The sequence below is a fragment of the Dermacoccus sp. Ellin185 genome (genome assembly GCF_000152185.1).
In the GTDB taxonomy this organism is placed as follows: Bacteria; Actinomycetota; Actinomycetes; order Actinomycetales; family Dermatophilaceae; genus Dermacoccus; species Dermacoccus nishinomiyaensis.
The window spans coordinates 38,571-62,822 of record NZ_AEIQ01000099.1 but is presented as its reverse complement, the minus strand read 5'-3'; the positions used below and the strand labels follow the sequence as shown (position 1 = coordinate 62,822).

Annotated in this window: 25 protein-coding genes; 11 read left to right on the top strand and 14 right to left on the bottom strand. The window is 67.5% G+C overall.

Annotated elements, in window-relative coordinates:
* Positions 1 to 33: 33 nt before the first annotated feature.
* The 8 genes from HMPREF0321_RS11420 (at position 34) to HMPREF0321_RS11380 (ending at position 10,094) form a co-directional block, all read left to right on the top strand.
* Complete coding sequence (locus HMPREF0321_RS11420) at positions 34 to 534, top strand: cell division protein SepF (protein WP_006946575.1); 501 nt, start codon at positions 34 to 36, stop codon at positions 532 to 534.
* Positions 535 to 635: 101 nt separating this feature from the next.
* Positions 636 to 914 carry a YggT family protein gene (locus HMPREF0321_RS11415; protein WP_006946604.1) on the top strand — a complete coding sequence of 93 codons (279 nt, stop codon included), beginning with the start codon at positions 636 to 638 and terminating at the stop codon, positions 912 to 914.
* A gap of 93 nt (positions 915 to 1,007) precedes the next feature.
* A complete protein-coding gene (locus HMPREF0321_RS15010) occupies positions 1,008 to 2,135 on the top strand; it encodes a DivIVA domain-containing protein (RefSeq protein WP_006946610.1) in 1,128 nt (375 codons plus the stop codon).
* Positions 2,136 to 2,348: 213 nt separating this feature from the next.
* Positions 2,349 to 2,765, top strand: a complete 417-nt coding sequence (locus tag HMPREF0321_RS11400; protein ID WP_040014933.1) for a TraR/DksA C4-type zinc finger protein — start codon at positions 2,349 to 2,351, stop codon at positions 2,763 to 2,765.
* Positions 2,738 to 3,340, top strand: coding sequence for a signal peptidase II (gene lspA / locus HMPREF0321_RS11395; RefSeq protein ID WP_082740965.1), 603 nt, complete (start codon positions 2,738 to 2,740; stop codon positions 3,338 to 3,340). The genes HMPREF0321_RS11400 and lspA overlap by 28 nt, the downstream gene beginning before the upstream one ends.
* On the top strand, positions 3,337 to 4,266 hold the full coding sequence (locus HMPREF0321_RS11390; protein WP_006946614.1) for an RluA family pseudouridine synthase: 930 nt from the start codon (positions 3,337 to 3,339) through the stop codon (positions 4,264 to 4,266). Before lspA ends, HMPREF0321_RS11390 begins: the two co-directional genes overlap by 4 nt.
* 102 nt (positions 4,267 to 4,368) lie before the next feature.
* Positions 4,369 to 7,917: a DNA polymerase III subunit alpha gene (gene dnaE, locus HMPREF0321_RS11385; RefSeq protein ID WP_006946522.1), complete on the top strand. Its 3,549-nt coding sequence runs from the start codon at positions 4,369 to 4,371 to the stop codon at positions 7,915 to 7,917.
* Between the two features lie 29 nt (positions 7,918 to 7,946).
* Entirely contained in the window at positions 7,947 to 10,094 is a 2,148-nt protein-coding gene (locus HMPREF0321_RS11380; RefSeq protein WP_006946554.1) for a S9 family peptidase, read from the top strand.
* A 166-nt stretch (positions 10,095 to 10,260) separates the two neighbouring features.
* On the opposite strand, the gene HMPREF0321_RS11375 is transcribed toward HMPREF0321_RS11380, so the two are convergent.
* From HMPREF0321_RS11375 to HMPREF0321_RS11325, 12 genes are all read right to left on the bottom strand, one after another.
* A complete protein-coding gene (locus HMPREF0321_RS11375; protein WP_040014932.1) occupies positions 10,261 to 10,728 on the bottom strand; it encodes an SRPBCC family protein in 468 nt (155 codons plus the stop codon).
* A 705-nt stretch (positions 10,729 to 11,433) separates the two neighbouring features.
* Entirely contained in the window at positions 11,434 to 11,673 is a 240-nt protein-coding gene (locus HMPREF0321_RS11370; protein ID WP_217490546.1) for a hypothetical protein, read from the bottom strand.
* 89 nt (positions 11,674 to 11,762) lie between these two features.
* Positions 11,763 to 12,632, bottom strand: a complete 870-nt coding sequence (locus HMPREF0321_RS11365; protein ID WP_006946574.1) for a phage major capsid protein — start codon at positions 12,630 to 12,632, stop codon at positions 11,763 to 11,765.
* A gap of 109 nt (positions 12,633 to 12,741) precedes the next feature.
* Positions 12,742 to 12,918 carry a hypothetical protein gene (locus HMPREF0321_RS16545; protein ID WP_006946536.1) on the bottom strand — a complete coding sequence of 59 codons (177 nt, stop codon included), beginning with the start codon at positions 12,916 to 12,918 and terminating at the stop codon, positions 12,742 to 12,744.
* Between the two features lie 11 nt (positions 12,919 to 12,929).
* On the bottom strand, positions 12,930 to 13,391 hold the full coding sequence (locus tag HMPREF0321_RS11360; protein WP_006946595.1) for a hypothetical protein: 462 nt from the start codon (positions 13,389 to 13,391) through the stop codon (positions 12,930 to 12,932).
* Positions 13,372 to 13,923 carry a hypothetical protein gene (locus tag HMPREF0321_RS11355; protein ID WP_006946630.1) on the bottom strand — a complete coding sequence of 184 codons (552 nt, stop codon included), beginning with the start codon at positions 13,921 to 13,923 and terminating at the stop codon, positions 13,372 to 13,374. The genes HMPREF0321_RS11360 and HMPREF0321_RS11355 overlap by 20 nt, the downstream gene beginning before the upstream one ends.
* On the bottom strand, positions 13,920 to 15,248 hold the full coding sequence (locus HMPREF0321_RS11350) for a phage portal protein (RefSeq protein WP_006946568.1): 1,329 nt from the start codon (positions 15,246 to 15,248) through the stop codon (positions 13,920 to 13,922). The genes HMPREF0321_RS11355 and HMPREF0321_RS11350 overlap by 4 nt, the downstream gene beginning before the upstream one ends.
* A complete protein-coding gene (locus HMPREF0321_RS11345) occupies positions 15,245 to 16,711 on the bottom strand; it encodes a terminase TerL endonuclease subunit (protein WP_006946572.1) in 1,467 nt (488 codons plus the stop codon). Before HMPREF0321_RS11345 ends, HMPREF0321_RS11350 begins: the two co-directional genes overlap by 4 nt.
* 397 nt (positions 16,712 to 17,108) lie before the next feature.
* On the bottom strand, positions 17,109 to 17,948 hold the full coding sequence (locus tag HMPREF0321_RS16135) for a helix-turn-helix domain-containing protein (protein WP_139023639.1): 840 nt from the start codon (positions 17,946 to 17,948) through the stop codon (positions 17,109 to 17,111).
* Positions 17,948 to 18,322, bottom strand: a complete 375-nt coding sequence (locus HMPREF0321_RS15005) for a hypothetical protein (protein WP_006946551.1) — start codon at positions 18,320 to 18,322, stop codon at positions 17,948 to 17,950. Before HMPREF0321_RS15005 ends, HMPREF0321_RS16135 begins: the two co-directional genes overlap by 1 nt.
* On the bottom strand, positions 18,315 to 18,989 hold the full coding sequence (locus HMPREF0321_RS11330; protein WP_006946561.1) for a hypothetical protein: 675 nt from the start codon (positions 18,987 to 18,989) through the stop codon (positions 18,315 to 18,317). The genes HMPREF0321_RS15005 and HMPREF0321_RS11330 overlap by 8 nt, the downstream gene beginning before the upstream one ends.
* Positions 18,990 to 19,015: 26 nt before the next feature.
* Positions 19,016 to 19,219 carry an AlpA family transcriptional regulator gene (locus HMPREF0321_RS11325; protein WP_006946578.1) on the bottom strand — a complete coding sequence of 68 codons (204 nt, stop codon included), beginning with the start codon at positions 19,217 to 19,219 and terminating at the stop codon, positions 19,016 to 19,018.
* Between the two features lie 139 nt (positions 19,220 to 19,358).
* On the opposite strand from HMPREF0321_RS11325, the gene HMPREF0321_RS11320 reads away from it, so the two are divergent.
* Both HMPREF0321_RS11320 and xerC read left to right on the top strand, forming a co-directional pair.
* Positions 19,359 to 19,976, top strand: coding sequence for a DUF6214 family protein (locus HMPREF0321_RS11320; protein WP_040014930.1), 618 nt, complete (start codon positions 19,359 to 19,361; stop codon positions 19,974 to 19,976).
* Positions 19,969 to 21,135 (top strand): tyrosine recombinase XerC, encoded by a 1,167-nt coding sequence (gene xerC / locus HMPREF0321_RS11315; protein WP_006946648.1) that lies wholly within the window; start codon positions 19,969 to 19,971, stop codon positions 21,133 to 21,135. Before HMPREF0321_RS11320 ends, xerC begins: the two co-directional genes overlap by 8 nt.
* On the opposite strand, the gene glnA is transcribed toward xerC, so the two are convergent.
* Complete coding sequence (gene glnA, locus HMPREF0321_RS11310) at positions 21,123 to 22,547, bottom strand: type I glutamate--ammonia ligase (protein ID WP_006946569.1); 1,425 nt, start codon at positions 22,545 to 22,547, stop codon at positions 21,123 to 21,125. The genes xerC and glnA overlap by 13 nt on opposite strands.
* A gap of 246 nt (positions 22,548 to 22,793) precedes the next feature.
* On the opposite strand from glnA, the gene HMPREF0321_RS11305 reads away from it, so the two are divergent.
* Positions 22,794 to 23,219: an RDD family protein gene (locus HMPREF0321_RS11305; RefSeq protein ID WP_006946587.1), complete on the top strand. Its 426-nt coding sequence runs from the start codon at positions 22,794 to 22,796 to the stop codon at positions 23,217 to 23,219.
* Positions 23,220 to 23,439: 220 nt separating this feature from the next.
* On the opposite strand, the gene HMPREF0321_RS11300 is transcribed toward HMPREF0321_RS11305, so the two are convergent.
* A complete protein-coding gene (locus tag HMPREF0321_RS11300; protein ID WP_006946616.1) occupies positions 23,440 to 24,249 on the bottom strand; it encodes a DUF4191 domain-containing protein in 810 nt (269 codons plus the stop codon).
* Positions 24,250 to 24,252 lie beyond the last annotated feature (3 nt).

Below are 24,252 nucleotides of genomic sequence, written 5' to 3'. Positions count from 1 at the left end.
GCGAGGGGCCAGGCGGACACAGGAGCAGGAAGAATGAGCGCACTGCGCAAGACGATGGAATACCTCGGACTGTCCGACGTGGACACGCACGCGCCGCGCGCGAGCGAGCAGTACGTCGAGGAGTACGAGGTCGCCTACGACGACGAGCGTCACGACGACTATGACGCGTACGAACGTCGCGCCCCTGCCGAGGTCACGCCGCTGCGCCCCGAGGTGACCCACCACGACTTTTCCGACACGGAGGCCTCGACCATGAGTCGCATCACGACCATCCACCCTCGGACGTACAACGAGGCCAAGGAGATCGGTGAGGCCTTTCGCGACAACGTCCCCGTCATCATGAACCTGTCCGACATGGACGACACGGACGCCAAGCGTCTCGTCGACTTCGCCGCCGGTCTCGTCTTCGGTCTGCACGGCTCTATCGAGCGCGTGACGAGCAAGGTCTTCCTCCTCTCGCCCGAGAACGTCGAGGTCTCCACGAGCGGGCCCGAGGTCGCCAAGGCGACGCGCGGGCTGTTCAACCAGAGCTGAATCGTCGCCTCGCGCTCGGGCCGCGGCCGCCGTTGTCCCCTGGATGACGGCGGCCGCGCCCATGCGTGGGAGGATGGCGTCATGGTGATGAAGGAGACTCGATGAACGGCGTCAGAACGGCGCTCGCGACCGTGCTCGACGTGTTCTTCGTCGTGCTCATCGCGCGCCTCGTCTTCGACTGGATCCAGGTGTTCGCGCGGCAGTGGACGCCGCGTGGCGTCGTGCTCGTCGTCGCGGAGGCGGTCTACACCGTCACCGACCCGCCGATCAAGGCGGTGCGCCGCGTCGTTCCGCCCCTGCGCCTCGGCGGCGTCGGCATCGACCTGGCGTTCCTGATCGTGGCGCTGGCTGTGCAAGTCGCGGCTAATCTCCTAAGGTGAAGTCGGGAAATTTTTGAGCGTGCCCGCATCGGCGTGCACGAAACGGATTTGCCGAGGCCCCGCCTCGGCTTCGAGCGTTACTGAGGTGAATACATGGCGCTGACGCCGGAAGACGTCGTCAAGAAGGAGTTCTCGAAGCCGAAGGGGTTCGGGCGCAACGGGTATGACGAGATCCAGGTCGACGACTTCCTCGACGAGATCGTCGTCGAGCTGCGTCGGCTGAACGCCGAGAACGACTCGCTGAGCGACAAGCTCGACGACTGCCGCCGCAGCCACGGCGGAGACGGCGACGCGACGATGGCGGGCCAGTCGAAGACGACGGCCGTCCCGGCCCTCACGCCGGTGAACAACGCTGCGGCTCCAGCCGCGGGTGGCTCGAGCGACGAGGACAAGGCGGAGATCGCGCGCCTCAAGAAGGAACTGGAAACGTCGCGCACCGAACTCGACAAGGCGCGTGCCCCCAAGGCGAACGAGGCTGCCGACGCAGGTCAGGACGCGGCGAGCGCCGACCCCACGAGCGCCCGTCGCGACCTCCAGAGCGCCCGCGAGGAGGCCAAGAACGCGCAGGCGAAGCTGGCCGAGGCCGACGCGCGCATCACGCAGCTGGAGAACGAGCTGAAGCAGGCCCGCGAGGCCGCCTCGGCGACGTCGACGCAGCCGGCCACGAACGAGACCAACGCCGGCACCGACGCGGCGGGCGTCATCGCCCTCGCACAGCGTCTGCACGACCAGCACGTGCGTGACGGCGAGACCGAGCGTGATCGTCTCGTCGGCGAAGCCACCGCGCACCGCGACAAGGTGGTCACGGAGGCGAACGCGAAGAGCGAGAAGTTGCTGTCGAGCGCCAAGCAGCGCCACGACGAACTGCTGACGACAGGCCAGTCGACCTACGACGACCTCGTCAAGCGCGGCCAGAGCGAGCACGACGACCTCGTCAAGAAGGCTCAGGCCAAGCACGACGAACTCGTCTCGAGCGGGCAGAGCCAGCACGACAAGCTCGTGCGCACGGGTACCGAGAAGTCGGCCGCGCTCGTGACCGAGGCCGAGCAGCGTCGCACGAGCATCCTGTCCGACCTCGAGACGCGACGCACGGCGCTGCAAGCCGAGATCGAGCGGCTCAAGGGCTTCGAGACCGACTACCGCTCGAACCTCAAGGGTTACCTGAGCGAGCAGCTGCGCAAGCTCGACGAGAAGCAGCAGACGCCCGACACCAAAGCGTGATGACCGCGGCCTCATGGCCGTCAGCAAGCGGGCTCGTGCACGATCTGTCGTCCACGAGCCCGCTTCGTGCGTCCCTTTGCTGGTCCTACTAGCGGGTACGTAAAACTTCATCTGTTGTTCGCCTCGACCCGCCTGATGTGGCCTATCCTCTGCGTAATATCCGCATCATCGTGCGCGCCGAGCGGGCGCCGCTGGGAGACTGGAGTGACCACCATGGCGACACAGAAGACCGCCGCGAGCGACCTGGCCGTCGGCGGCGCCGAGGAGCCGTGGGGCGACGCCGAACTCGCCGAGGTGCGGGCCGAGCTCGAGGCCGACGTGGCCCGCGTGCGCGCCGAGCTCGACGAACTCGCCACGGACTTCGAGGGGCTGCTGCGCAACCCGGGCGACGGGGCGGGCGACGACCAGGCCGACGTCGGCAACGCGAACTTCGAGCGCGAGCACGAGATCTCGTTGGCCCGCAAGTCCGCGGAGGTGCTGCGTCAGAGCGAACGCGCCCTCGGGCGGATGGACGACGGCACGTACGGCGTATGCGAATCGTGCGGCGGCCCGATCGGCAAACTTCGACTCCAGGCCTTCCCTCGTGCGACCCTATGCATGACATGCAAGAAGAAGCAGGAGCGCCGCTGAACTCGGGCGCCACACCCACCGTCCCCCCGTCCCGCGTCTCGGGGCGCCCTCTCGCGCTCGTCGCCGTGGCGGCGCTCGGCGTCATCGCGGCCGACCAGGCCAGCAAGCAATGGGCGCAGGACGCCCTGAGTGACGGCCGCCCGCGTGATCTGCTCGGCTCGTTCCTGCGGCTGCGGTTGACGTACAACCCCGGCGCCGCGTTCAGCCTCGGCACGAATTCGACGCTCTTCATCACCGCGATCGCGGTGGTCGTGGTCGTCGTGCTCGCCGTGACCGCGCGCAAGCTGCGTAGCCTCCCGTGGGCCCTCGCCTTCGGGCTGATCATCGGAGGAGCCGTCGGCAATCTGATCGACAGGTTCTTTCGTGAGCCGGGTGGGGGGCGTGGCCACGTCGTGGACTTTTTCGAGCTGCCGCACTGGCCGATCTTCAACCTGGCCGATTCGGCGATCTGCGTCGCCGCGGCCCTCGTCGTGTTGCTGACCTTCCGCGGCATCGGTCTCGACGGAACGCGCGAGGGCGCCCACGACGGCGCAGATGATGGCGCGTCGCCCACCACCGAGGAGGCTCAGCGATGAGCGAGGTCAAGTCGTTGTTCGTCCCCGAAGGGCTCGAGGGGGAGCGCGTCGACGCGGCCATCGCCCGCCTGCTGGGTTTCTCCCGCACCCGCGCCGCCGAACTCGCGGCCGAGGGCGCCGTCAGCGTCGACGGCAAGCGGGTCGCGAAGTCCGAGCGCGTGAGCGCCGGCGCGTGGCTCGAGGTCGCGATGCCGGAGCGTACCGGGCCGCGTGAGGCGACGCCCCGCGTCGAACCCGTGCCCGGCATGAACATCGTGCACGACGACACCGAGATCGTCGTCGTCGACAAGCCGGCCGGCGTCGCCGCGCACCCGAGCGTCGGCTGGGACGGCCCGGATGTCGTCGGCGGCCTCGCCGCTGCGGGGTACCGCATCTCCACCTCGGGCGCACCGGAGCGTCAGGGCATCGTGCAGCGCCTCGACGTCGGCACGAGCGGTCTCATGGTCGTCGCCAAGAGCGAGCGTGCGTACACCCTGCTCAAGCAGGCATTCCGTGACCGCACGGTCGACAAGACGTATCACGCGCTCGTGCAGGGCCTGCCCGACCCGATCGAGGGCACGATCGACGCGCCGATCGGGCGCCATCCCAACCACGACTACAAGTTCGCCGTCATGGATTCCGGCCGCGCGTCGGTAACGCACTACGAACTGCTCGAGGCGTTCCGGTCGGCGTCGCTGCTCGAGATCCATCTCGAGACGGGGCGCACCCACCAGATCCGTGTCCACGTCTCAGCGATGCATCATCCGTGCGTCGGCGACCCGCTGTACGGCTCCGACCCGACGCTCGCGAAGAAGCTCGGGCTGGAGCGTCAGTGGCTGCACGCCGTCGAGCTCGGATTCGACCACCCCGGTAGCGGCGAACGTGTGACGTTCACCTCGCCGTACCCGGCCGACCTGCAGCGCGCGCTCGATCGCATCAGCGCCTGACGCGGAATTCCGCGACGTTCCGCCCGGCTCCCCGCTCGCCCCGGGAGCCGGGCGTCGCGCATCCGGCGGGGTTGTCGGTGGCCGGTCGTAGACTTCTGGGCGATGTCCAGTCAGTCGAAGAGCTTCGTCCATCTGCACAACCACACCGAGTACTCGATGCTCGACGGTGCAGCCCGTATCGATGACATGTTCGCGCGTGCGCAGGAGTTCGGCATGCCCGCGATCGCGACCACCGACCACGGGTACCTGTTCGGTGCCTACGAGTTCTGGTCGAAGTCGCGCAAGTATGACGTGAAGCCGATCATCGGCCTCGAGGCGTACATGACGCCGGGCACGCACCGCACCGACAAGACGCGCACGACGTGGGGCGAGCGCGGCCAGGAGGCCGACGACGTCTCCAACCGGGGTCTCTACACGCACATGACGCTGCTCGCGAAGAACAACGAGGGCATGCACAACCTCTTCCGCATGGGCTCGCAGGCCTCGCTCGACCAGGTGTACTCGAAGTATCCGCGACTCGACCGAGAGCTGCTCAACGCGTACGGCACGGGCATCATCGGCACGACGGGGTGCCCATCGGGGGAGATCCAGACGCGCCTTCGTCTGGGGCAGTACGACAAGGCGCGCGAGGCCGCGGCGGAGTTCCGCGACATCTTCGGTGACGGCAACTTCTACTGCGAGCTGATGGAGCACGACCTCGACGTCGACATCGAGCGGCGCGTGCGCAGTGACCTGCTCAAGCTGGCGAAGGACCTCAACCTGCCGCTTCTCGCGACGAACGACCTGCATTACACGAACAAGGAGGACGCGGTCCACCACGATGCGCTGCTGTGCATCAACTCGGGTTCGCGCCTGACCGACCCCAACCGCTTCAAGTTCGGCAGCCACGAGTTCTACCTCAAGTCGGCCGACGAGATGCGTCACCTCTTCCGAGACCACCCGGACGCGTGCGACAACACCCTGCTCATCGCCGAGCAGTGCGAGGTGTCCTTCACCGAGGGCGAAGGGCGCTACATGCCGCGCTTCCCCTGCCCCGAGGGTGAGGACGAGACGTCCTGGTTCATCAAGGAGGTCGAGACGGGGCTGCGCCGTCGCTTCCCCGAGGGTGTGCCGGACTACGCCGTGAAGCAGGCGAAGTACGAGCAGGACGTCATCATCGGCAAGGGCTACCCGGGCTACTTCCTCGTCGTCGCCGACTTCATCAACTGGGCGAAGCGCAACGGCATCCGCGTCGGGCCGGGGCGTGGTTCGGGTGCCGGTTCGATGTGCGCGTACGCGATGGGCATCACCGACCTCGACCCCGTCCCGCATGGTCTGATCTTCGAGCGCTTCCTCAACCCCGAACGTCAGTCGATGCCCGACTTCGACGTCGACTTCGACGAGCGTCGGCGCTCGGAGGTCATCCGGTACGTCGTCGACAAGTACGGCGAGGATCGCGTGTCGTACATCGTCACGTACGGCACGATCAAGGCGAAGCAGGCCGTCAAGGACGCCTCGCGCGTCATGGACTTCCCGTTCGCCATCGGCGAGCAGATGACGAAGGCGATGCCGGCCGACGTCATGGGCAAGGGCGTGCCGCTGGCGAAGATGTACGACGAGAGCCACCCGCGCTACGCCGAGGGCGGCGAGTTCCGTGAGCTCATCGCCTCCGACCCGACGTTCAAGAACATCTTCGACGCGGGCGTCGGCCTCGAGGGGCTGAAACGTCAGTGGGGCGTCCACGCGGCGGGCGTCATCATGTCGAGCGAACCGCTCATCGACGTCATCCCGATCATGCGTCGCCTGCAGGACGGCGCCGTCATCACGCAGTTCGACTACCCGAGCTGCGAGACGCTCGGCCTCGTCAAGATGGACTTCCTCGGCCTGCGCAACCTGACGATCCTCGACGACGCGCTCAAGAACATCAAGGCCAACCGTGACGAGGACATCGACCTCGACGCGCTGAGCAAGGATATGACGGACGCTAAGACGTACGACCTGCTCGCGCGAGGTGACACGCTCGGCGTGTTCCAGCTCGACGGCGGCGGCATGCGCCAGCTACTGCGTCTCATGCAGCCCGACAACTTCGAGGACATCTCCGCCGCTCTCGCGCTGTACCGTCCCGGCCCGATGGGCGCCAACGCGCACACCAACTTCGCGCTGCGCAAGAACGGCAAGCAGCAGATCGACTACATCCACCCCGAGCTGACCGAGGCGCTCGAGCCGATCCTCAACATGACGTACGGCCTGATCATCTATCAGGAGCAGGTCATGGAGATCGCGCAGAAGCTCGCCGGGTACACCCTCGGCAACGCCGACCTGCTGCGGCGCGCGATGGGCAAGAAGAAGAAGGAGGTGCTCGACGCCGAGTACGTCAACTTCGAGAAGGGCATGCTCGACAACGGCTTCTCGAAGGAGTCGGTGCAGACGCTGTGGAGCATCCTGTTGCCGTTCTCCGACTACGCGTTCAACAAGGCGCACACCGCGGCGTACGGGCTCGTGTCGTACTGGACGGGCTATCTCAAGGCGAACTACCCGGCCGAGTACATGGCGGCGCTGCTCACCTCGGTGCGTGACGACAAGGACAAGTCGGCGCTGTACCTCAACGAGTGCCGCCACATGGGCATCAAGGTGCTGCCGCCTGACGTCAACGAGTCGATCGGCAACTTCGCGGCCGTCGGCGAGGACATCCGTTTCGGGCTCGAGGCGATCCGCAACGTCGGTTCCAACGTCGTCGCGGCGATCATCGCGGCACGTGAGGAGAAGGGCCGCTTCACCTCGTTCGAGGACTTCCTGCGCAAGTGCCCCGCGACGGTGCTCAACAAGCGCACGGTCGAGTCACTCGTCAAGGCGGGCGCGTTCGACGACCTCGGCCACCAGCGTCAGGGGCTCGTGCAGATCCATGAGTCGTACGTCGATGCGCTCATCGACGAGAAGCGCAAGGAGGAGCACGGGCAGGATTCGCTGTTCGCCGGTTTCGGTGACGACGCGCCGGGCATCGAGTTCGCCGCGCTACCGCAGATTCCGCCGATCGAGTGGGACAAGCAGACGAAGCTCGCGTTCGAGCGCGAGATGCTCGGCCTGTACGTCTCCGACCACCCGCTGTTCGGCATCGAGGCGGCGCTCGCGCAGTTCTCCGACACATCGGTCGCGCGCCTGCTCGCCGAGGACGCGCTGCCAGACGGCGCGACGGTGACGATCGCCGGGCTCATCACGGGCCTGCAGATCAAGCGCACGAAGAAGGGCGATCTGTGGGCCATCGCGACCGTCGAGGACATGGACGGCGCGATCGAGTGCCTGTTCTTCCCCTCGACGTACGCGACGGTTTCGACGATGCTGAGCCAGGACGTCGTGTGCGCCGTCAAGGGGCGCGTCAACCGTCGTGACGAGTCTGTCGCGCTCAACGCGATGGAGCTGACGCTGCCCGAGCTGACGGACGGCCCACGCGGCCCGGTGCTGCTGCACCTGCCGTACGCGCGGGCGACGCAGGGGTTGGCCGAGCGGCTCAAGGAGGTGCTGGGGGAGCACCCCGGCATCACCGAGGTGCACCTCAAGCTCTCGCGGCCGGGGCGCACCCTCACCGTCAAGCTCGACGACAGCCTGCGCGTCAACGCGACGCCCGCGCTGTTCGGTGACCTCAAGGCCCTCCTGGGCCCCTCGTGCCTCGGCTGACGCACGACGACCGTTCGGAAGGAACACCCATGACCGACACCACGGCGACTCAGCCGATGCCGCCGATCGCTCGTCGCGTGCCGACGCAGCGCACCCACCACGGGGACGTCTTCGTCGACGACTACGAGTGGCTGCGCGACAAGAGCAACCCCGACGTCATCGCGCATCTGAACGCGGAGAACGCCTACACCGACGCCGTGCTCGCGGCGCAGGAGCCGCTGCGCGAGCGTCTCTTCGACGAGATCAAGTCGCGCACGAAGGAGACCGATCTGTCGATCCCGGTGCGCGACAAGGACTGGTGGTACTACACGCGCACCCTCGAGGGAAAGCAGTACGGCATCAGCTGCCGCGCACCGTACCGTGACGGTGAGGCCCGTCCGACGCCGCGGCCGGGGGAGGCGCTCGCGGGGGAGCAGGTGCTGCTCGACGGCAACGTCGAGGCCGAGGGCAAGGAGTTCTACTCGGTCGGCGCACTCGCGCTGACGCCCGACCAGAACCGGCTCGCCGCGCTCATGGACTTCGCGGGTGACGAGCGCTACGCCGTCACGGTGCGCGACATCGCCACGGGCGAGACGATCGAGGAGAGCGTCACCGACGTCGGGTACGGCCTCGTGTGGTCGGCTGCGGGGGATGCGTACTTCTACACGCGCGTCGACGAGTCGTGGCGCCCGCACCAGGTGTGGCGTCACGTCGTCGGCACCGACCCGAGCGAGGACGTGCTGCTCTACCAGGAGGACGACGCGGCCTTCTGGCTCGGCATCGGCGGCACGCATGACGATCGGTGGCTCATCCTGTCGATGGGGTCGAAGAACACCTCCGAGTTCCACCTCATGGATCTGCACGACGAGGCCGCCGGCTGGCGCGTCGTGCAGCCGCGCACCGAGGGGCTCGACTACGACATCGAGATCGACGGGGACCGGCTCTACATCGTGCACAACCGTGACCGCGTCGACTTCGACGTGGCCGTGGCGCCGCTCGCCGACCCCGGCGTCGACAACTGGCAGCCGTTGCTCGTGGGCGCCGAGGGCGAGCGCATCCTCGGGGTCTCCGCCTACCGCGACTTCATGCTCGTCGGGCTGCGCGCCGGCGGCCTGCCGACCGTGCGGCTCCTGCCCAAGGAGGGCGACGGTTTCGGGGCGGCGCGCGAGCTGCCGTTCGCGGGGGAGCTCACCGTCGTCGGTGTCGGGGCGAACCCGACGTACGAGGCGACGACGCTCATGGTCGCAACAGAGTCGTTCATCGAGCCGCGCGCCATCTACGACTGGGACACGACGACGGACGAGGTGACGCTGCTCAAGCGTCGCGAGGTGCTGGGCGGCCACGACCCGGCCGACTACCAGCAGCACCGTCTGTGGGTGACGGCTCCCGACGGCGCCCAGGTGCCGGTCTCGCTCGTGGCGCACCGCGACGTCACGCCCGACGGGACGAACCCCGTGCTGCTGTACGGGTACGGCTCGTACGAGTCGTCGATCGACCCGTATTTCTCCGTCCTGCGGCTCAGCCTGCTGCAGCGCGGCGTCGTGTTCGCCATCGCGCACGTGCGCGGTGGCGGTGAGATGGGCCGATCCTGGTATCTCGACGGGCGGCTCGAGCACAAGAAGAACACATTCACCGACTTCGTCGCGGCGGGGCGTCACCTCGTCGAGACGGGGTGGGCGGCCCCCGATCGCCTTGCGGCCGAGGGTGGTTCGGCTGGCGGCCTCCTCATCGGCGCGGCGATCAACGAGGCGCCTGAGCTGTTCTGCGCCGTGCACGCGCAGGTGCCGTTCGTCGACGCGTTGACGACGACGCTCGACCCGTCGCTGCCGCTGACGCAGGGGGAGTGGGAGGAGTGGGGCAACCCGCTCGCCGACCCGGACGTGTACGCGTACATGAAGAGTTACACGCCGTACGAGAACGTCCGCGACGTCGACTACCCGTCGGTGCTCGCGACGACGAGCCTCAACGACACGCGTGTGTTCTACGTCGAACCCGCGAAGTGGGTGCAGATGCTGCGCCGCACCGTCACGAGTGACCAGAACGAGCGACCGATTCTGCTCAAGACCGAGATGGTCGCGGGCCACGGCGGCGTCAGCGGGCGGTACGAGGCGTGGAAGGAAGCGGCGTTCGAGACCGCGTGGATTCTCGACCGTCTCGACGCGTCCGAGATCGTGCACCCAGCGTCCGCCAACGTCTGACTCACGCCCTGAGAAATCGGCACCCTGGGGAAGTGAACCCCGTTCTTGCGCCCAAGTGGCACCCGGGTGCACTTGGGCGCAAGAACGGGGGCTGCATCTCTTGGGCACGACGCGAGTCGCGCCGGCTCAGGTCGAGGACGGGCCCGCTGCGCCAAGCCGTCGGCTATCACTCCTGAGCTGAGCGCGCCTCGACGGCTGCGCGGATGCGCGGATGCGTCGTGTTCATGCCGGCGACGAGGTTGGCCTCGAAGTGGTCCTCACCGCCGAGCACCTTGTCGACGAGCAGCGCCGACACCTTCGACGTACCGCTCGGCGGCACGTCACGTCGCTGCGTCAGCACGGTGCCGCCGTCCTGCGGCGTGAGCGTGAAGCTCCACGTCGTGCCGTTGTCGAGCACCCGGAAAGCGACGCGCTGCAGGTCGTGAAAATCAGTCACCTTGGCACGCGTCGGCCACCACAGATTGCCGTCACGATTGACGTTGAGCATGAACGTGCCACGGCGGATCGGGCCCCGCGCAATCACCTTGCGACACTGCGGTGACCACTGCGGCATCCGCCGCAGGTCACTGACGAGCGGCCACACCTGCTCCGGGGGAGCAGCGATGAAGATCTCAGATTCGAGGTTGTCAGCCATGACGCCCACCGTAGCTGGCCGCTGGTCATCCTCCTCGGCTACGGCGGGGCTGGCGTTGAAGATCGGTTCAGATGACCATTTTTTCTCCGGCATCTGAACCCGCTCGGCCACGACAGAGGGCCCGGGGGGCAGCTCGCTCACGCTCGCTGCCCGCCTCGGGCCCTCAACCCTCGCCTCCAGATGCAGAGGTGGTTCAGATGACCATTTTTTCTCCGACATCTGAACCCGCTCGGCCTTTGCCTCCCAGGCTCAGATGTCGTAGTACATCTCGAACGCCGTTCCCGTGATTGCGCGATGTCGGGCGAGTTGAGATTTGCCGGAATGGCGCGCTTTTCTGGTGGCCTGAGGTCGGCGGAGATTGGGCGCGGCGGGGGAAATTGAGTCCCCAGTGAGTCCCCGGGGGACAGCAACGGACCCCCGAGCCATGCAGTAACTCGGGGGTCCGTCGGGGTGGCGCTGGAGGGTCGGAGTCTCATGAAGTTCCCCTCCATCGTTCCCGAGCGACGTCACGGCCGGAAAGGTACGGCCGCCCAAAGGAGTGGCGCAGTGCTGCCAGGTCGTCGGGTGACGTTGACGCCAAAGGGGGCCGGCGCTGGTCCAGTTCGCATGCCCGGTAGGTACCGCTGGACCATCGTTCCCGCGTGGCTGCCGGGTCCGTATCTGACGGGCGACAGTGGGTCCAGCGGGTGACGTTGACGCCAGGTCTCAGGCGGTCCGTCTCCGGTAGGAGTTGAGGACCGCAAGCTCGGGCAAGGTCCAGCCGGTGAAGGCGGCCTTGCGGATCGTCGCATCGTCGATGGTCACGGTCGACTCGAGCCCGTTGTTGTCGAGCAGCCGGGCCGACGCGGAGACGATCACGCCGCGAAGCGCGTCGTTCGGCCCGTCGATGTCGAATCCGACGCCGCGTGTGTGGACGTGGACCCACGCCGTGACGATGTCGAGCACCTGCCGAGCCTGCGCCCGGTTCGCTTCGTTGTCGAACCGGGCGCTCTCGCCGACGAACGCGACGAGGTCGTCGACGCTGACGAGGTCCATCAGGCGGCCGGCGTGATGCCCGTGAGCGTGACGACGGCGGCCGGGTTCAGCGGCGCCGCGTCGTAGCGGGCGACGACGCGAATGGCCTGCTGGTCGAAGTCGGCGTAACGCTCGGTGAGGATCTTCACGCTCGGCGCGAGATCGCGGGCGACGGCGATCTGAGAGAAGTCGACGAGCGCGGCACGGCCCGCGCCCTTGTCGCCGTCGGGCACGCGGGCGGTGACGATGACGGGCGCGCCGAACAGACGGAACACGCCGTCGAGCGTCGGATCCGGCTGCATCATGTATCGGCCGTCGCCGTCCTTGAGCTTGCGCAGGCCGACGAACTCACGCGGCGTCATGACCCACTTGAGCGCGCTCATGTTGACGTTGGCGGCCAGTGCCTTGCCCCAGGCGTCGAGGAGGACGTCGAGGGTGAGCGCACCGCCGACGGCGATGTTCTGCACGCCGGCGTAGGCGAAAAGGCCCTTGGGCGTCGTGACGCCGTCACCGGTGGCGGAGAGGAACTGGGCGTCGAGCTTCGTAGCGACGTCGGTCACGAGGCGGTCGCGCAGCGCGGCGTCGAGGGCAACGACGGACTGACGGGCGAGCTCGTTCGAGTAGCGCGTGATGACCTTGACGGACTTCATCGTCGAGGGAAGGAGCTGGATCTCGTCGAAGTCGACGTCGCGCTCGGTGATCAGCTCGTTCTCACCGATCCAGTCGGGGTTGATCGGGCCGCCGAGCTTCGGGATGCGAACGGGCGATGCCGAGTCAAAGATGCGCGGGCCGGCGGCGAGGAACACCGACTGTGCCTCGAGGGGCTTGACGAGGATCGTCTGAACCTGCTCGCGGGTCAGCTCGGGGGCGGTCTGGGTGGATGCAGCCATGATGGTCTCCAGTCGTGAGAATCGGGTTTCGATCACGCTGGACGCCAGGCCCACAAGCGAGGGGGACGCACGCCAGGTGCGTCCCCCTCAGTCTAGCACTGAGGCTAGATCAGACCTCGTCGTCGGTGCCGCTAGGAACCATGGGATTCCCCATCACGAGCGCATAGGAGCGGGCCAGGGACTCGAGAGACTTAACGGTCAGCTTGTCTGAACTCGTGCCGAGCTTGATTCGCTCAAGGATCGCGGCTTGGGCTTCCGCTTGGAGATCTGCGTTGACGTTCGACATGTTGAGACCTTTCAGTTGGCGTTGTGCCGGAGGATCCCGGCGAGATCGACACTAGACGTGACCGCTGACACACCTTGCCCGATGTCCCCGACGGGACGACGGCTGGCTAGGTGGGGCTTGCGGGCGAGCAGCTCGTCGAGCGCGGCCGTGAGCGCGTCAGGGTCGCTCAGGTGCGCTTCGTCGAACGGCAGGTCGGACGGGTCGGCCAGGCGCCCGGAGGCGGCGACGAGGGACGTGTGAAGCCGTGCCGCGATCTCGTCGCGGTCCTTTGCCTTCACGCGGGCGTCGGCGGCTTCCTTGCGCAGTTTGTCGACGTAGGCGCGGGGGAAGGTGTCTTCTCCTGCTTGTGGAGAAGAAGTGTCGTCGTCGACGGTCTGGTCGTCGGCGGGCTCGGCCGGCTCGTCCGGGGAGGAATTTTTCAGAAGAGTTTCTTCCTGCTCGGCGATCTCGTTCTCAGCGGCGATATCGGTCATGGGTGATTTCCTTTCGGGTGGGGATCTGGCTGCACGTGCAGCCCTTGTGCCGGGGCATCGGGTGGTCGGCGGCCCACACTTGGCCGCCTCGCGCCCACCACGTGCACAGTTGGCAGGAGCCGTGCGTCTGACGGACCCAGCCGTCGACGTAGCGCGACTGGGCGACGCCGTCCGACCACGCCTTCGCGGCCGTGTCGAGCGGCTCGCAGCGCGCCAAGCGCCGCACCCGCTCGGGCGTGACGCTGTCCAGGCTCAACAACGTCCGCGACGCCTTCGTCAGCCGTTCGACGTCGTCGGCCGGGGCGGTGAGTCCGAGCGTGGCGACGGGCTCGCCGATCTGGTGCATGATCGTCGCGGCGAGACTCAGGTCGGCCAGCGCGGCGGCGCGGGAGTTGGCGGCCGCGACGAGCGCGGCCAACAATGCGACGGCTTCGTCGAACGTCAGCTCGCCGTCGCTCCAGCGGTCGAAGATCGACTGTGCGTCGTCCTCGCTGGACTGTCCGAGTGCTTGGACCTGCTCGACGTAGCTCATGACGCGACGAGCTTCGTCAGGTCGACGCCGGCGGAGTCGAGCGCGTCCCCGCGACGGGCGGCGCGCACGCGTTCGACCTGCTCAGGGCTCATGCCGAGCGTGTCGGCCAGGACGACAGACAAGGGCACGCCGACGCCGACGAGCTTCGCGGCCGCGTCCGCTGCCTGGGCCGGGGTGCGCGTCTCGGGGTTGGTCCAGACGACGTCGACGTCGAGGCCGGCCGGGTCGACGCCGTCACGGACGGCGATCATGAGGCGGGCGACGTCGGCCCACGCCGTACCGAACGTGCGGTGCAGCGCGTAGGCGCGGGCGACGAGCGACGCCTCAGCCGAGCGGATCGCATCCGCCGACGCCGGCTGGTCGCCGTGCAGCCCGAGATAGTGCGGCGGCAGACCGGACAGCGCGCCGATCTGCTGGGTGATGAGGGCGGCGGCGTCGGCGTACCCGTCGAGGCGAGCGGCGTCGAACTGCCCGAACTGCGTCTCGGGCGCTTCCGACTGCCAGATGTCATCGAGGGCAGCGGAAAACGGCTTGACGGGCTTGCCGTCGGCGTCCTCCACGATCTCCAGGCCGGTCGCCCACCGGCGCGGGCGGGCGTAGAACTCGCTGGTGACGAGCATGTCGGAGACGAGCTTGTTCAGCGCGTCGGCGAGGTCGAGGACGTCGGCCATCTCAGAGACGCCGTCGACGTCGAGGAGGCGGCCACGGTTGACGATGGGCACCACCGGCACGACGCCGAGCGGGTTCGGGACGATCTCGGTCGCGGTCCAGCCCGTCGCCGGCATCGCGGCCGGATCGACCATCGTCCCCGACGCGACGAGCTTCGTGATGCGCTCGGGTTCGTACAGCACAGCGCGCCCGGTGGATCCGTCGACCCAACGCTTGAGCGCGGCCGTCACCTGACGCGTGGCCGGGTCGCGCAGGACCGCGACCTGCAAGGGCGATTCGACGGTGAGGGACGGCGCGCCCGTGCGGTCGGCCCACACGATGACGAACGAGCGCCCGTAGGCGAGTGCGTCGATGTGCGCTTGTGCGGCGGCGTCCTCCATGCCGTTACGGCGCCAGATGCGCCACAGGTCCGCGTCGGGCTCGGCGTCGGGGCCGTCGGTGCGAAAGCCGGTCACCTCGAGGCGCTCGGCCAGGGCGGTGACGGCCAGGCGCGGGAAGTTCACCGACAACGTCTTGAGGCGGTCGCCGAGCGCGTCGCGGGCGTCGGGGGTGAGATAGGCGGCCGGCTGCTCGCCGTGCCAGTACCGGTCGAGCTGCACGAGCCGGGGAACCGTGGTGTCGAGCTTGTCGGAGAGTGCCTTGATCGTGTTGTTCATCGGAACGAAACTGCCCTTCGTTTGGTGGGTCGGTTGGTGTGGAATGAGGCGCGGTCGAACGCGATGATCGCGGCGACGGCGGCGTCGATCTTGCGCGGGGAGTTGCGCTTGTCCTTGGAGACGAGGTCGCCCATGGGGGTGCGCTTGGCGACGCAGTGCGCGATGTGCGCGGCGAGGTCAGGGTTCGCGTCGTGCGTCATCGTCTGCTCGGTCACCGCCGCGTAGAACCGGTCCGTCGCCGGTGCCATGCGGGCGGCGGCGGCCGTGTTCCACTGCAGGACGCGTTTCTCGCCGTGGCGCTGCTCCCACGCTTCGATCTCGGAGCGCCAGCCCCACGGATCGGCGGCCAGCTCGAGCACGTCGAACCGGTCGAACGCGACGTCGACGGCTCGGTCGACGTCGGTGCGGGGCACGCGCCAGCGTGGGTCGCCGGGGTTCTCCCACAGCCCGACGACGAACACGTGAGGCTGTTCTGAGACCGTGCAGCCGACGAGCGCGGTCGAGTCACCCGAGGCGGAGCCGTCGAACGCGAGCACGACGCGGGATCCGCGCTCGACGGCCACGTCCGGCGCGGCCAGCGCGTCCCACGCGCCCCACGGCAGCCACGCGTCGGAGCCGGTGACCCACTGCCCGAGACGCAGCTGACGAAACACCGGCTCGCGCAGCGTGCGACGTGCAGCGGCCAGCCCGTCGGCGCTCAAGAAGTCGCCGAGCGCGGGGTTCGCGGCCGCCCACGCGGCTTCGTCATCGGTGGCACACCCGTCCGGCGCGGCGAACTCGCGCAAGAAGAACGCCGGGTCGGTGCCGGCGCGCCCATGCTCGACGAGCGACCACATGACGCAGTCGGGCGACGTGCTCGGCGTGGAGATCGCCAGGGTGAGCGACTCGGGCCGCTTACCTGACATCGATGTGACCGCTTCCCAGACCGCTTCAGAGACGACGTGCAGCTCGTCGACGACCAACAGCGACGGATCCCAGCCGTGCAGCGCGCCGGGGTCGGCCGGGAGCGCGATCATCGTCGCGTCGTTCTCGGGCACTGCGATGCGGTCGGCGTAGATCTGCGCACGCTCGGCCAGCTCGGGAGACAGCTCGATCATGCGCTTGGCCATGCGGAGCGCGATGTTCGCCTGACGCTGATCTGAGGCGACGACGAGCACCTCAGCCGACGGCGGGCCGGCGAACAGCTCAGCGACGGCCAGCGCGGCCGCCAGGGCCGTCTTACCGTTCGCTCGAGGCAACGAGACGAGCGCGGTGCGGATCCCCGCAGCGAACGCGCCGTCGACGATCTCGCGCTGCCACGGCCGCAGGACGAACGGCTCCAGCGCGCCGGCACCCTTGGGCACCCGCAGGTAGGTCTCGACGAACCGGATACGACGCTCAGCGCGCCCCGCCGGCCAGCCCTTGAAGTCGAGCGGATCGGCCGTCACCCGCGCCTTGGGGCCGGCCTTGAGCGCGCCAGTCATGAGGCCCGCCGATCCGAGGTGAGAATCGTTCCCAAATGAGTCGGAAAGTCTGCCTTCACCGGGGGTGCTTGCCCCACCCTTTTGGGGTTCTCCCCCGTGGGTCGAGCTCGGCCGCGCTTGGAGTTGCAGGACCGGCAGCAGACATCTACGTCCTGCAGCCGGATTACGAGCCCGGCGTTCTTCCTGGCCCATGCTTCAGGCGAGTGGTCGACGGTGAGGTCGTCGCGGGCGCCGCAGTCGGTGCAGAACGGCTGTGCGCGGCGCGCTCGGCGGCTCAGGGCTGCCCAGGTGGAGTCGTAGCCGCGCTGGGTCGCTGTGCCGCGTAGGTCGGGCTTGGTGTGCTCGGGGCATCGCGTGGTGGGTGAGGGTTCACCGCAGTCGATGCAGGGTGTGAAGGTCATGATGCGTTCACGTCCTTGAAGGTTGGTCGGTTGATCTGTCCGCAGACGATGCACGGGCGGTCGCGCCGGTTCGGGTGGATGGGTTGAGCGCACGTGCTGCCGTCGTCGAGGACGCCGGTGCAGATGATGTGCTCGATGCTGGGTGTCGTGCGGCTGGGGCTCGGCTTGTCGAAGAAGGTGCCGCCGTTGTCCCAGTAGTCGCGGCCGGGGATGCGTCGCGTGTCGGGCTTCATCTCGTTGGCGATGAGGTCCTCGAGGTCGCCGTTCGAGTGGACTGCTCGCAGCCACGACGCCGGCTTCGCCGGCTGTCGGGCTGCGATGAGACGAATCCCTGCATCCACTCTTTCGTCGTCCGCTGCGCAGTCGAGAAGCTGCATGAGAACGCGTTGGTCCGGTGAGAGAGATTGGTTCTTAGATTGGTCAGAGATTGATTGGGTGTCGCTCTGACAGGTCTGGGCAGTCGGAGTGACAGGTCTGGGCAGTCGCTCTGACAGGTCTGGATCCTCCAGGGGTGTCGCTGTGACAGGTCTGAATGCCTCGGGGATCACGAACGCGAACAGGGCCGCCCGGTGCTGACTCGCGCCCTGCATCTCGACGAGCCAGCCGTCGGAGACAAGGCTCTTGCGAGAGCGGATCACCGTGCTCTCGCTCATGCCCGTCCGCTCGATGAGCCGGGAGATCGGCACCCACGCGTCACGCCGCTGCCGAGCGTGGTCGGCGTACACGTACGCCACGAGCCGGGGCATCGGCTTGACGCCTGCCACTGCCATAGCGTCGAGCCACCGGCTACGCCACCAGACCGAGTCATCCCCGGTCTGGTGGTCGTTGCTCGGCATCAGGCGGCGATTCCCTCGCCCGTGGCACCTACCCAGACGCGCCCGAGTGATCCGTGACGCTGGGTCCGCTTGGAGTTCACGACGCCCACGGCGACGATGACGCCGTTCATCTGCGCCTGCCGGAACAGGCTTCCCCAGCGCGCCGGCTTGTCCGGTTCGCCGAGCCCGTCGGCCCGCAGGTCATCGGCGGTGAAAGGTTCTCCCGATGCGGCTCTCGAGGCTAGGATGATCTCAGCGTCCCGCCACCACATCTGTTGCCCGTTGTTGGCTTCGTTAATCTTGTGCACGGCATTGCCCTCCAGGTGATCGCCGCTCTGGTCGCCGTCGAGTTGCAGCTCGGCGGCGGCCGTTTTCATGTTCGGGGGTTCAGTCACAGTCGGCCCCTTCGTCGTCGGCGAGCATCCCCTTGAGCACCTCGCCCGTCTTCGCCAGGAAGGCGTCCGCGCCCATGACGGCGGCGCCGAACTCGCGCAGCGTCGCCAGGCTGAAGACGCCGTCGGTCTGAACGTCGACGTGAAGCTCAGGATCCTCACCGATGCGGTACACCTCGACGCGCCAGTCGTCGCCCTCGGCGTAGTAGCAGCGTGTCGTCACCTCGTCCTCGTCGGGGCCGGGATCCGCCAGGATGGGGCCGCGCTCCATGACGATTGCCGCTCGGTGAAGCGCCGCAGCGTAGTCACGGAGCTGCTGCCCGTTCGCCCAGTCGTATCCGCTGAGGTCGGCGTGAGGCTTCCCTCCATCGACCGTCTCGTCGCCGGAACGGATCGTCACGTTCATCTCGCCGACGACGACGGAGCCGAGGTGCATGCCGGGCAGCGCAGCGGTGTGCGCTTCGCACCACGACGGGCACGGCCCCCACGTGAGCGCCTCGAGCGGCCACTTTTCGCGCGGCACGACGCCGCGTCCGACTGCCTCATCCCCGCCACAGATGGAGCACACGGGAATATCGCGCTCGCCGGTGACGCGGCTCATGGCCGGGTAACGGGGGTCGTACTCAGACGAGCAGCGGGGGCAGGTAGCGGTCTGGGTGATGGTCTGCATGCTCAGTTCTCCTTCGTGGTGCCGCGTCAGGCGGCGGTGTTGGTCGGGTCGTTCTCGAACTGCTCGTCGAGCCACCGGTCCACGTCCTCGAGTCGATAGACGATCCTGCCGGCGACAAGTGCGCTCTTCGGGCCTCGGTGCTGGTGCCGCATGAACCTCAGCGTCGAGACGGGGATGCCGGTGTACTCGGAGATCTCCCCGATCTTGTGGAGCCCTGCTTTGGCGTTCACGATTCCTCCTGTGAGTCATTGTTGACGTGAGCGAGTCACGTCGGGCATGACTCACGATAGGGCATGTGTTGGCTTCCGTGCAACACCTTTGACGGAGCTGGCTCACGCGTGGGATCGTTGGATCGTGTCACTACTAGATGTGTGGACCGACCCCATCGCAGATGAGTTCGTCCGAGACCAAAGCAATTGCGTCGTGTTGGCGCCGGGGATCAACGCGCCTTCCCGTTACGTGGCGCACGCCAATATCGCCGACGAATGGGAAGTGGAAATCGACGTGCGTGTTCACGTCCTCGGCCCATACGCGGTACGTGTCACCGTGGTTCCTCGCAGTGGCACCGGCGTCACATCCGAATCCCTGCGCAAAGTACCGATAGCAACCATCCTTAGCGACTCGCTAGCCCAAGTCATTTTTGTCAGGTTCGAGGGAGGGCGAATTCTTTGGGGCAGCAACCCGGCCGTTCTGATCATGCCGCCCGACCTTCGGGGGCAGTGGCCTAACGGCGACCGCGTTCAAGACGTGTTGGAGTGGACCGCGCTGGTTTACCGACTTGCCAGCGCATTGGGTAACGGTCCTACGGCGGCGGTGGCGCGGGCTGCAGGGGTTTCGCGCGCCACTGCCGGGCGCATGGTCGCGGCCTGCAGGGATCGCGGTCTCCTTTCGGAGTTCGAGACGCCGCAGTTCAACCAGCGGTTCGAGATGCGCGAGGTCACGCTCGAGGACATCACCTTCATGCGCCGGGAGTCACAGGATGATTAGCTCCCACATCGACGACCGCTGGGTCGTCGAGCGCGACGGCGAGAAGGTGCACACCGACCGCTATGGCGTCGGTCTGCGCTACCGGGCGCGATACCGGCGCGAGAAGGGCGGCAAGCAGTTCTCCAAGGGGTTCGCCACCAAGCGCGAGGCGAAGGAGTGGTTGCAGCTCAAGGCGTCGGAGATCCACACGGGGACATGGGTGGATCCGGCGCGGGAGCGAATGACGGTCGGGGAGTGGTGCGAGACGTGGCTCGCCGGCTACTCGTCACGCAAGGCGTCGACGTATCGACAGGCTGAGACGCACGTGAAGATCATCCGCGCCACGTTCGGCGACGTACCGGTTCGGTCGGTGAAGCCGTCCGACGTGAACGCCTGGGTCGCCACGATGCAGAGAGACGGGCGAGCGCAGAGCTACGTCTACGCGACCTACCGCCGATTCGCTCAGATCATGGGGGACGCGGTTCACGACGGGCTCATTCACCGCTCGCCGTGCTCGAGGCGGACGGCGCCGTCGCAGGGGGAGCAGCGGCCCTACGTGGCGACGTCGGCTCAGGTGTGGGCGCTGCATGACAAGTTCCCCGAGCATCTGCGCCCGGCCGTCCTGCTCGCAGCGTTCGCCGGGCTGCGCCTCGCCGAGTGCGCCGGCCTTCGTGCCGCCGACGTCGACTTCATGCGGGGGATCGTCACGCCGGCGGTGCAGTACCCCGCCGAGCCTCTCAAGACGGACTACTCGCGGACGCCGGTTCCGATCCCGAACGATTTATCGCTCATGCTGGCGAAGGCCGTCGAGGGCGGCGCGGGCGAGTACGTCGTCACGAACGAGATCGGGCGCCAGGCGACGCCCTGGGCCATCGAGCGCGCCATGCGCGAGGTTCGGGGGAGCGTCGAGGATCTGCCCGAGGGATTCCGGTTCCACGACTTGCGGCACTACTACGCGAGCTTGCTGATCTCGGCGGGGCTCGACGTGAAGATCGTTCAGGCGAGGATGCGGCACAAGAACGCGACGACGACCTTGAACGTCTACGGGCACTTGTGGCCGGACAAGGACGAGACCGCCCGCTCGGCCGTGGCGGCTGCCATGGCGGAACGGACGGTCTCAGCTGAGTCCCCAGTGAGTCCCCAGGGGGATTCTCATCGCGTCATTGCTCAGATGTCGTAGTACATCTCGAACTCGTGCGGGTGCGGACGGAAACGAATCGGGTCGATCTCGTTCAGACGCTTGTACTCGATCCACGTCTCGATGAGGTCCTCCGTGAACACGTCACCCTCGAGCAGATACTCGTGGTCGGCCTCGAGCGCGTCGAGCACGTCACCGAGCGAACCCGGAACCTGCTGAATGGCCTCGTGCTCCTCGGGCGGCAGCTCGTACAGGTCCTTGTCGACCGGCTCCGGCGGCTCGATGCGGTTCTTGATGCCGTCGAGGCCCGCCATCAGCTGCGCCGCGAAGCACAGGTACGGGTTCGCCGACGGGTCCGGGACACGGAACTCGACACGCTTCGCCTTCGGCGACGTGCCCGTGATCGGGATACGCACGCACGCGGAACGGTTGCGCGCGGAGTACACGAGGTTCACCGGCGCCTCGTAACCCGGTACGAGACGGTGGTAGGAGTTGACCGTCGGGTTCGTGAACGCGAGCAGCGACGGCGCGTGCTTGAGCAGACCACCGATGTACCAGCGAGCGATGTCCGACAGGCCACCGTAACCACGCTCGTCGTAGAACAGCGGCTCGCCGTCCTTCCACAACGACTGGTGCGTGTGCATACCCGAACCGTTGTCGCCGAACAGCGGCTTCGGCATGAACGTCGCCGAGCGTCCGTTCTGGAACGCGACGTTCTTGATGACGTACTTGAACTTCATGACGTCATCACCCGACTGCAGCAGGGTGTTGAACTTGTAGTTGATCTCCATCTGACCGGCCGTGCCGACCTCGTGGTGGCTGCGCTCGACCTCGAGGCCGACCTCGTGCAGCTTCAGCACCATCTCGTCGCGCAGGTCGGCGAAGTGGTCGACGGGCGGGACGGGGAAGTAGCCTCCCTTGTACCGGGTCTTGTACCCCAGGTTGCCGCCCTCTTCGACGCGGCCCGTGTTCCAGGCCGCCTCGATCGAGTCGATGTAGTAGTAGCCGGCGTTCTGCTTCGTCTCGAAACGCACGTCGTCGAAGACGTAGAACTCGGCCTCGGCGCCGAAGAACGCCGTGTCGGCGATCCCCGTCGACTTCAGGTACGCCTCGGCCTTCGCCGCGATATTGCGCGGGTCGCGCGAGTACTGCTCGCCCGTGAACGGGTCGACGATCGAGAAGTTGATGATGAGCGTCTTGTACTCACGGAACGGGTCCAGGTAGGCCGTCTGCAGGTCCGGGATGAGCTTCATGTCGGACTCGTGGATGGCCTGGAAACCGCGAATGGACGAGCCGTCGAACATCTGGCCGGTCTCGATCGCCTCAGCGTCGAAGCTCTCGGCCGGGATGTTGAAGTGCTGCATGACGCCCGGCAGGTCGCAGAAGCGGATGTCGACGAATTTGACGTCCTCATCCTCGATGAACTTCACGACCTCTTCAGCGGTCTTGAACATGGATCCTCCTGACTGGGGTGTGCGATGCCGGTCGACACCACACCACGTGTTGCCCATGATGCTAGGACCCCCCGATTACCCGGGCATGGCCCTCATGTTTCGTCGGTGTTACGAAACATGTGAACAGTTCACGCCGGTCGGCGCACGGCGCGCGACCACCCCTCCAACCTATCCAGGCACCTCACCTCTAGTCTTGGAGGGCGCGCTACTACTCACAGTGCGAGACACCACCGAACGGAAACGAACGTGCCCCCAGCTGCCCCCCTCGCCGATGCCGACCCCGCCGAGAACCGCCCCGTCGAGGGCCCCGGCTCCATCGCGCGGCTGGCCCCGCGCGCCGTCGCGCTGCTCATCGACTGGGCGCTCTGCTCCGTCATCGCCATGGGGTTGCTGGGCTACCGCTGGGGCGGGAGCGGCGCCGAGGGCTTCAAACCGCTCGCCGTCTTCGCCGTCGAGAACCTCCTGCTCGTCAGCACCCTCGGGATGACGCTCGGGCACCGCGCCATGGGGATGCAGGTGCAGCGCGTCAGCGACGGCGCCGCCCCCGGTCTGCTCGCCGGCGCCGTCCGCACCGTGCTGCTCTGCCTCGCGATCCCCGCCGTCGTCACCGACTCGAGCGGACGCGGGCTGCACGACAAGCTCGCCGGCACCGTCATCGTCCGTTCGCGTTGAACTCGATGCGACATTGACGCTCGCCGCGCGCACGCCCCAGGCAGCATGACCTTCACGGCACGACCCATGCGGGTTGCCCCGCCGCACGCCCCGTCACCCGGATGGGACGACATGCATCGCCGCGTCGCACCACGTGGGCGCGGGCCACGCGACAAGCCCCAGAACACACGAGAGCCCGCCACCTCGAGGTGGCGGGCTCTCGTGTTCGTGCGTGGGAGGCTCAGCGGCCACGCATCGCGGCGCGGTTGACGCGTGCCTTCGTGGGGTCGATACCGGCCGGAGCTGCGGGGCGGCCCGACCCAAGGGCGCGCAAGCGCTTGGTGATGCGAGCGGCCTCGTCGTCGGTGAGCACCTTGGGCATCTTCTGCATGTCCTTCTGCAGACGCTCGACGGGGACGGAGCCCTCGTCGGTGCCGACGCGCAGCGTGTGCACCGGAACCTCGGGGCCGAGCACCCGCGTCGTGCGCTTGTTCTCACTGGAGAGCAAACGCTCGGCCATGCCCTTGGGGCCTTCCGCGACGAGCACGACGCCCGGCTTGCCGACGGCGCGGTACACCATCGCGGCACCCGAGAGGTCGCGCACCTGGCGGTTGCGGCCCATGTCGACGCCGACGGGCTCCTGCTCGACGAACCAGCCCTTGCGCAGCGACGACATGACGGCGACGCTCGCGCCCGGCTGACCCGAGATCGACTTGTAGATCGCGGTGTTCGCGCGGCGGGCGAGCACGAGCAGTGCGGCGAGCACACCCAGCAGCACGCCGATGATGCCGAGGTAGATCGGGTGGCCGATACTGAAGCCGATGATGAGCAGCAGCACGAACACGAGCGCGAACGCACCGATCATCCACGCCAGCAGCGCGGGGTCGTTGGCGCGCGCCGTCTCGAACACCTGACGGAACTGAGCGGAGCGGCCCGGCTCCTTGGCCTCGCCTCTCGTGCTCGACGCACCGTCGGCCTTCGTGGCGCCGCCGCTCGAACCGCGGCGGAACCGCGACTTCTTGGGCTCGTTGGTGGGGGAGGTTGATGCCATGGG

What these genes read in the sequence shown, in the direction of transcription:
- HMPREF0321_RS11345 (WP_006946572.1), bottom strand. Translation starts at nt 16,711, where the DNA reads ATGACTGGCGCGCTCAAGGCCGGCCCCAAGGCGCGGGTGACGGCCGAT.
- HMPREF0321_RS11300 (WP_006946616.1), bottom strand. Translation starts at nt 24,249, where the DNA reads ATGGCATCAACCTCCCCCACCAACGAGCCCAAGAAGTCGCGGTTCCGC.
- HMPREF0321_RS11330 (WP_006946561.1), bottom strand. Translation starts at nt 18,989, where the DNA reads ATGCAGACCATCACCCAGACCGCTACCTGCCCCCGCTGCTCGTCTGAG.
- HMPREF0321_RS11360 (WP_006946595.1), bottom strand. Translation starts at nt 13,391, where the DNA reads ATGACCGATATCGCCGCTGAGAACGAGATCGCCGAGCAGGAAGAAACT.
- HMPREF0321_RS11415 (WP_006946604.1), top strand. Translation starts at nt 636, where the DNA reads ATGAACGGCGTCAGAACGGCGCTCGCGACCGTGCTCGACGTGTTCTTC.
- xerC (WP_006946648.1), top strand. Translation starts at nt 19,969, where the DNA reads ATGATTAGCTCCCACATCGACGACCGCTGGGTCGTCGAGCGCGACGGC.
- HMPREF0321_RS11400 (WP_040014933.1), top strand. Translation starts at nt 2,349, where the DNA reads ATGGCGACACAGAAGACCGCCGCGAGCGACCTGGCCGTCGGCGGCGCC.
- HMPREF0321_RS11375 (WP_040014932.1), bottom strand. Translation starts at nt 10,728, where the DNA reads ATGGCTGACAACCTCGAATCTGAGATCTTCATCGCTGCTCCCCCGGAG.
- dnaE (WP_006946522.1), top strand. Translation starts at nt 4,369, where the DNA reads ATGTCCAGTCAGTCGAAGAGCTTCGTCCATCTGCACAACCACACCGAG.
- HMPREF0321_RS15010 (WP_006946610.1), top strand. Translation starts at nt 1,008, where the DNA reads ATGGCGCTGACGCCGGAAGACGTCGTCAAGAAGGAGTTCTCGAAGCCG.
- HMPREF0321_RS11390 (WP_006946614.1), top strand. Translation starts at nt 3,337, where the DNA reads ATGAGCGAGGTCAAGTCGTTGTTCGTCCCCGAAGGGCTCGAGGGGGAG.
- glnA (WP_006946569.1), bottom strand. Translation starts at nt 22,547, where the DNA reads ATGTTCAAGACCGCTGAAGAGGTCGTGAAGTTCATCGAGGATGAGGAC.
- HMPREF0321_RS11380 (WP_006946554.1), top strand. Translation starts at nt 7,947, where the DNA reads ATGACCGACACCACGGCGACTCAGCCGATGCCGCCGATCGCTCGTCGC.
- HMPREF0321_RS16135 (WP_139023639.1), bottom strand. Translation starts at nt 17,948, where the DNA reads ATGCCGAGCAACGACCACCAGACCGGGGATGACTCGGTCTGGTGGCGT.
- HMPREF0321_RS11420 (WP_006946575.1), top strand. Translation starts at nt 34, where the DNA reads ATGAGCGCACTGCGCAAGACGATGGAATACCTCGGACTGTCCGACGTG.
- HMPREF0321_RS11365 (WP_006946574.1), bottom strand. Translation starts at nt 12,632, where the DNA reads ATGGCTGCATCCACCCAGACCGCCCCCGAGCTGACCCGCGAGCAGGTT.
- lspA (WP_082740965.1), top strand. Translation starts at nt 2,738, where the DNA reads ATGCAAGAAGAAGCAGGAGCGCCGCTGAACTCGGGCGCCACACCCACC.
- HMPREF0321_RS11350 (WP_006946568.1), bottom strand. Translation starts at nt 15,248, where the DNA reads ATGAACAACACGATCAAGGCACTCTCCGACAAGCTCGACACCACGGTT.
- HMPREF0321_RS11355 (WP_006946630.1), bottom strand. Translation starts at nt 13,923, where the DNA reads ATGAGCTACGTCGAGCAGGTCCAAGCACTCGGACAGTCCAGCGAGGAC.
- HMPREF0321_RS16545 (WP_006946536.1), bottom strand. Translation starts at nt 12,918, where the DNA reads ATGTCGAACGTCAACGCAGATCTCCAAGCGGAAGCCCAAGCCGCGATC.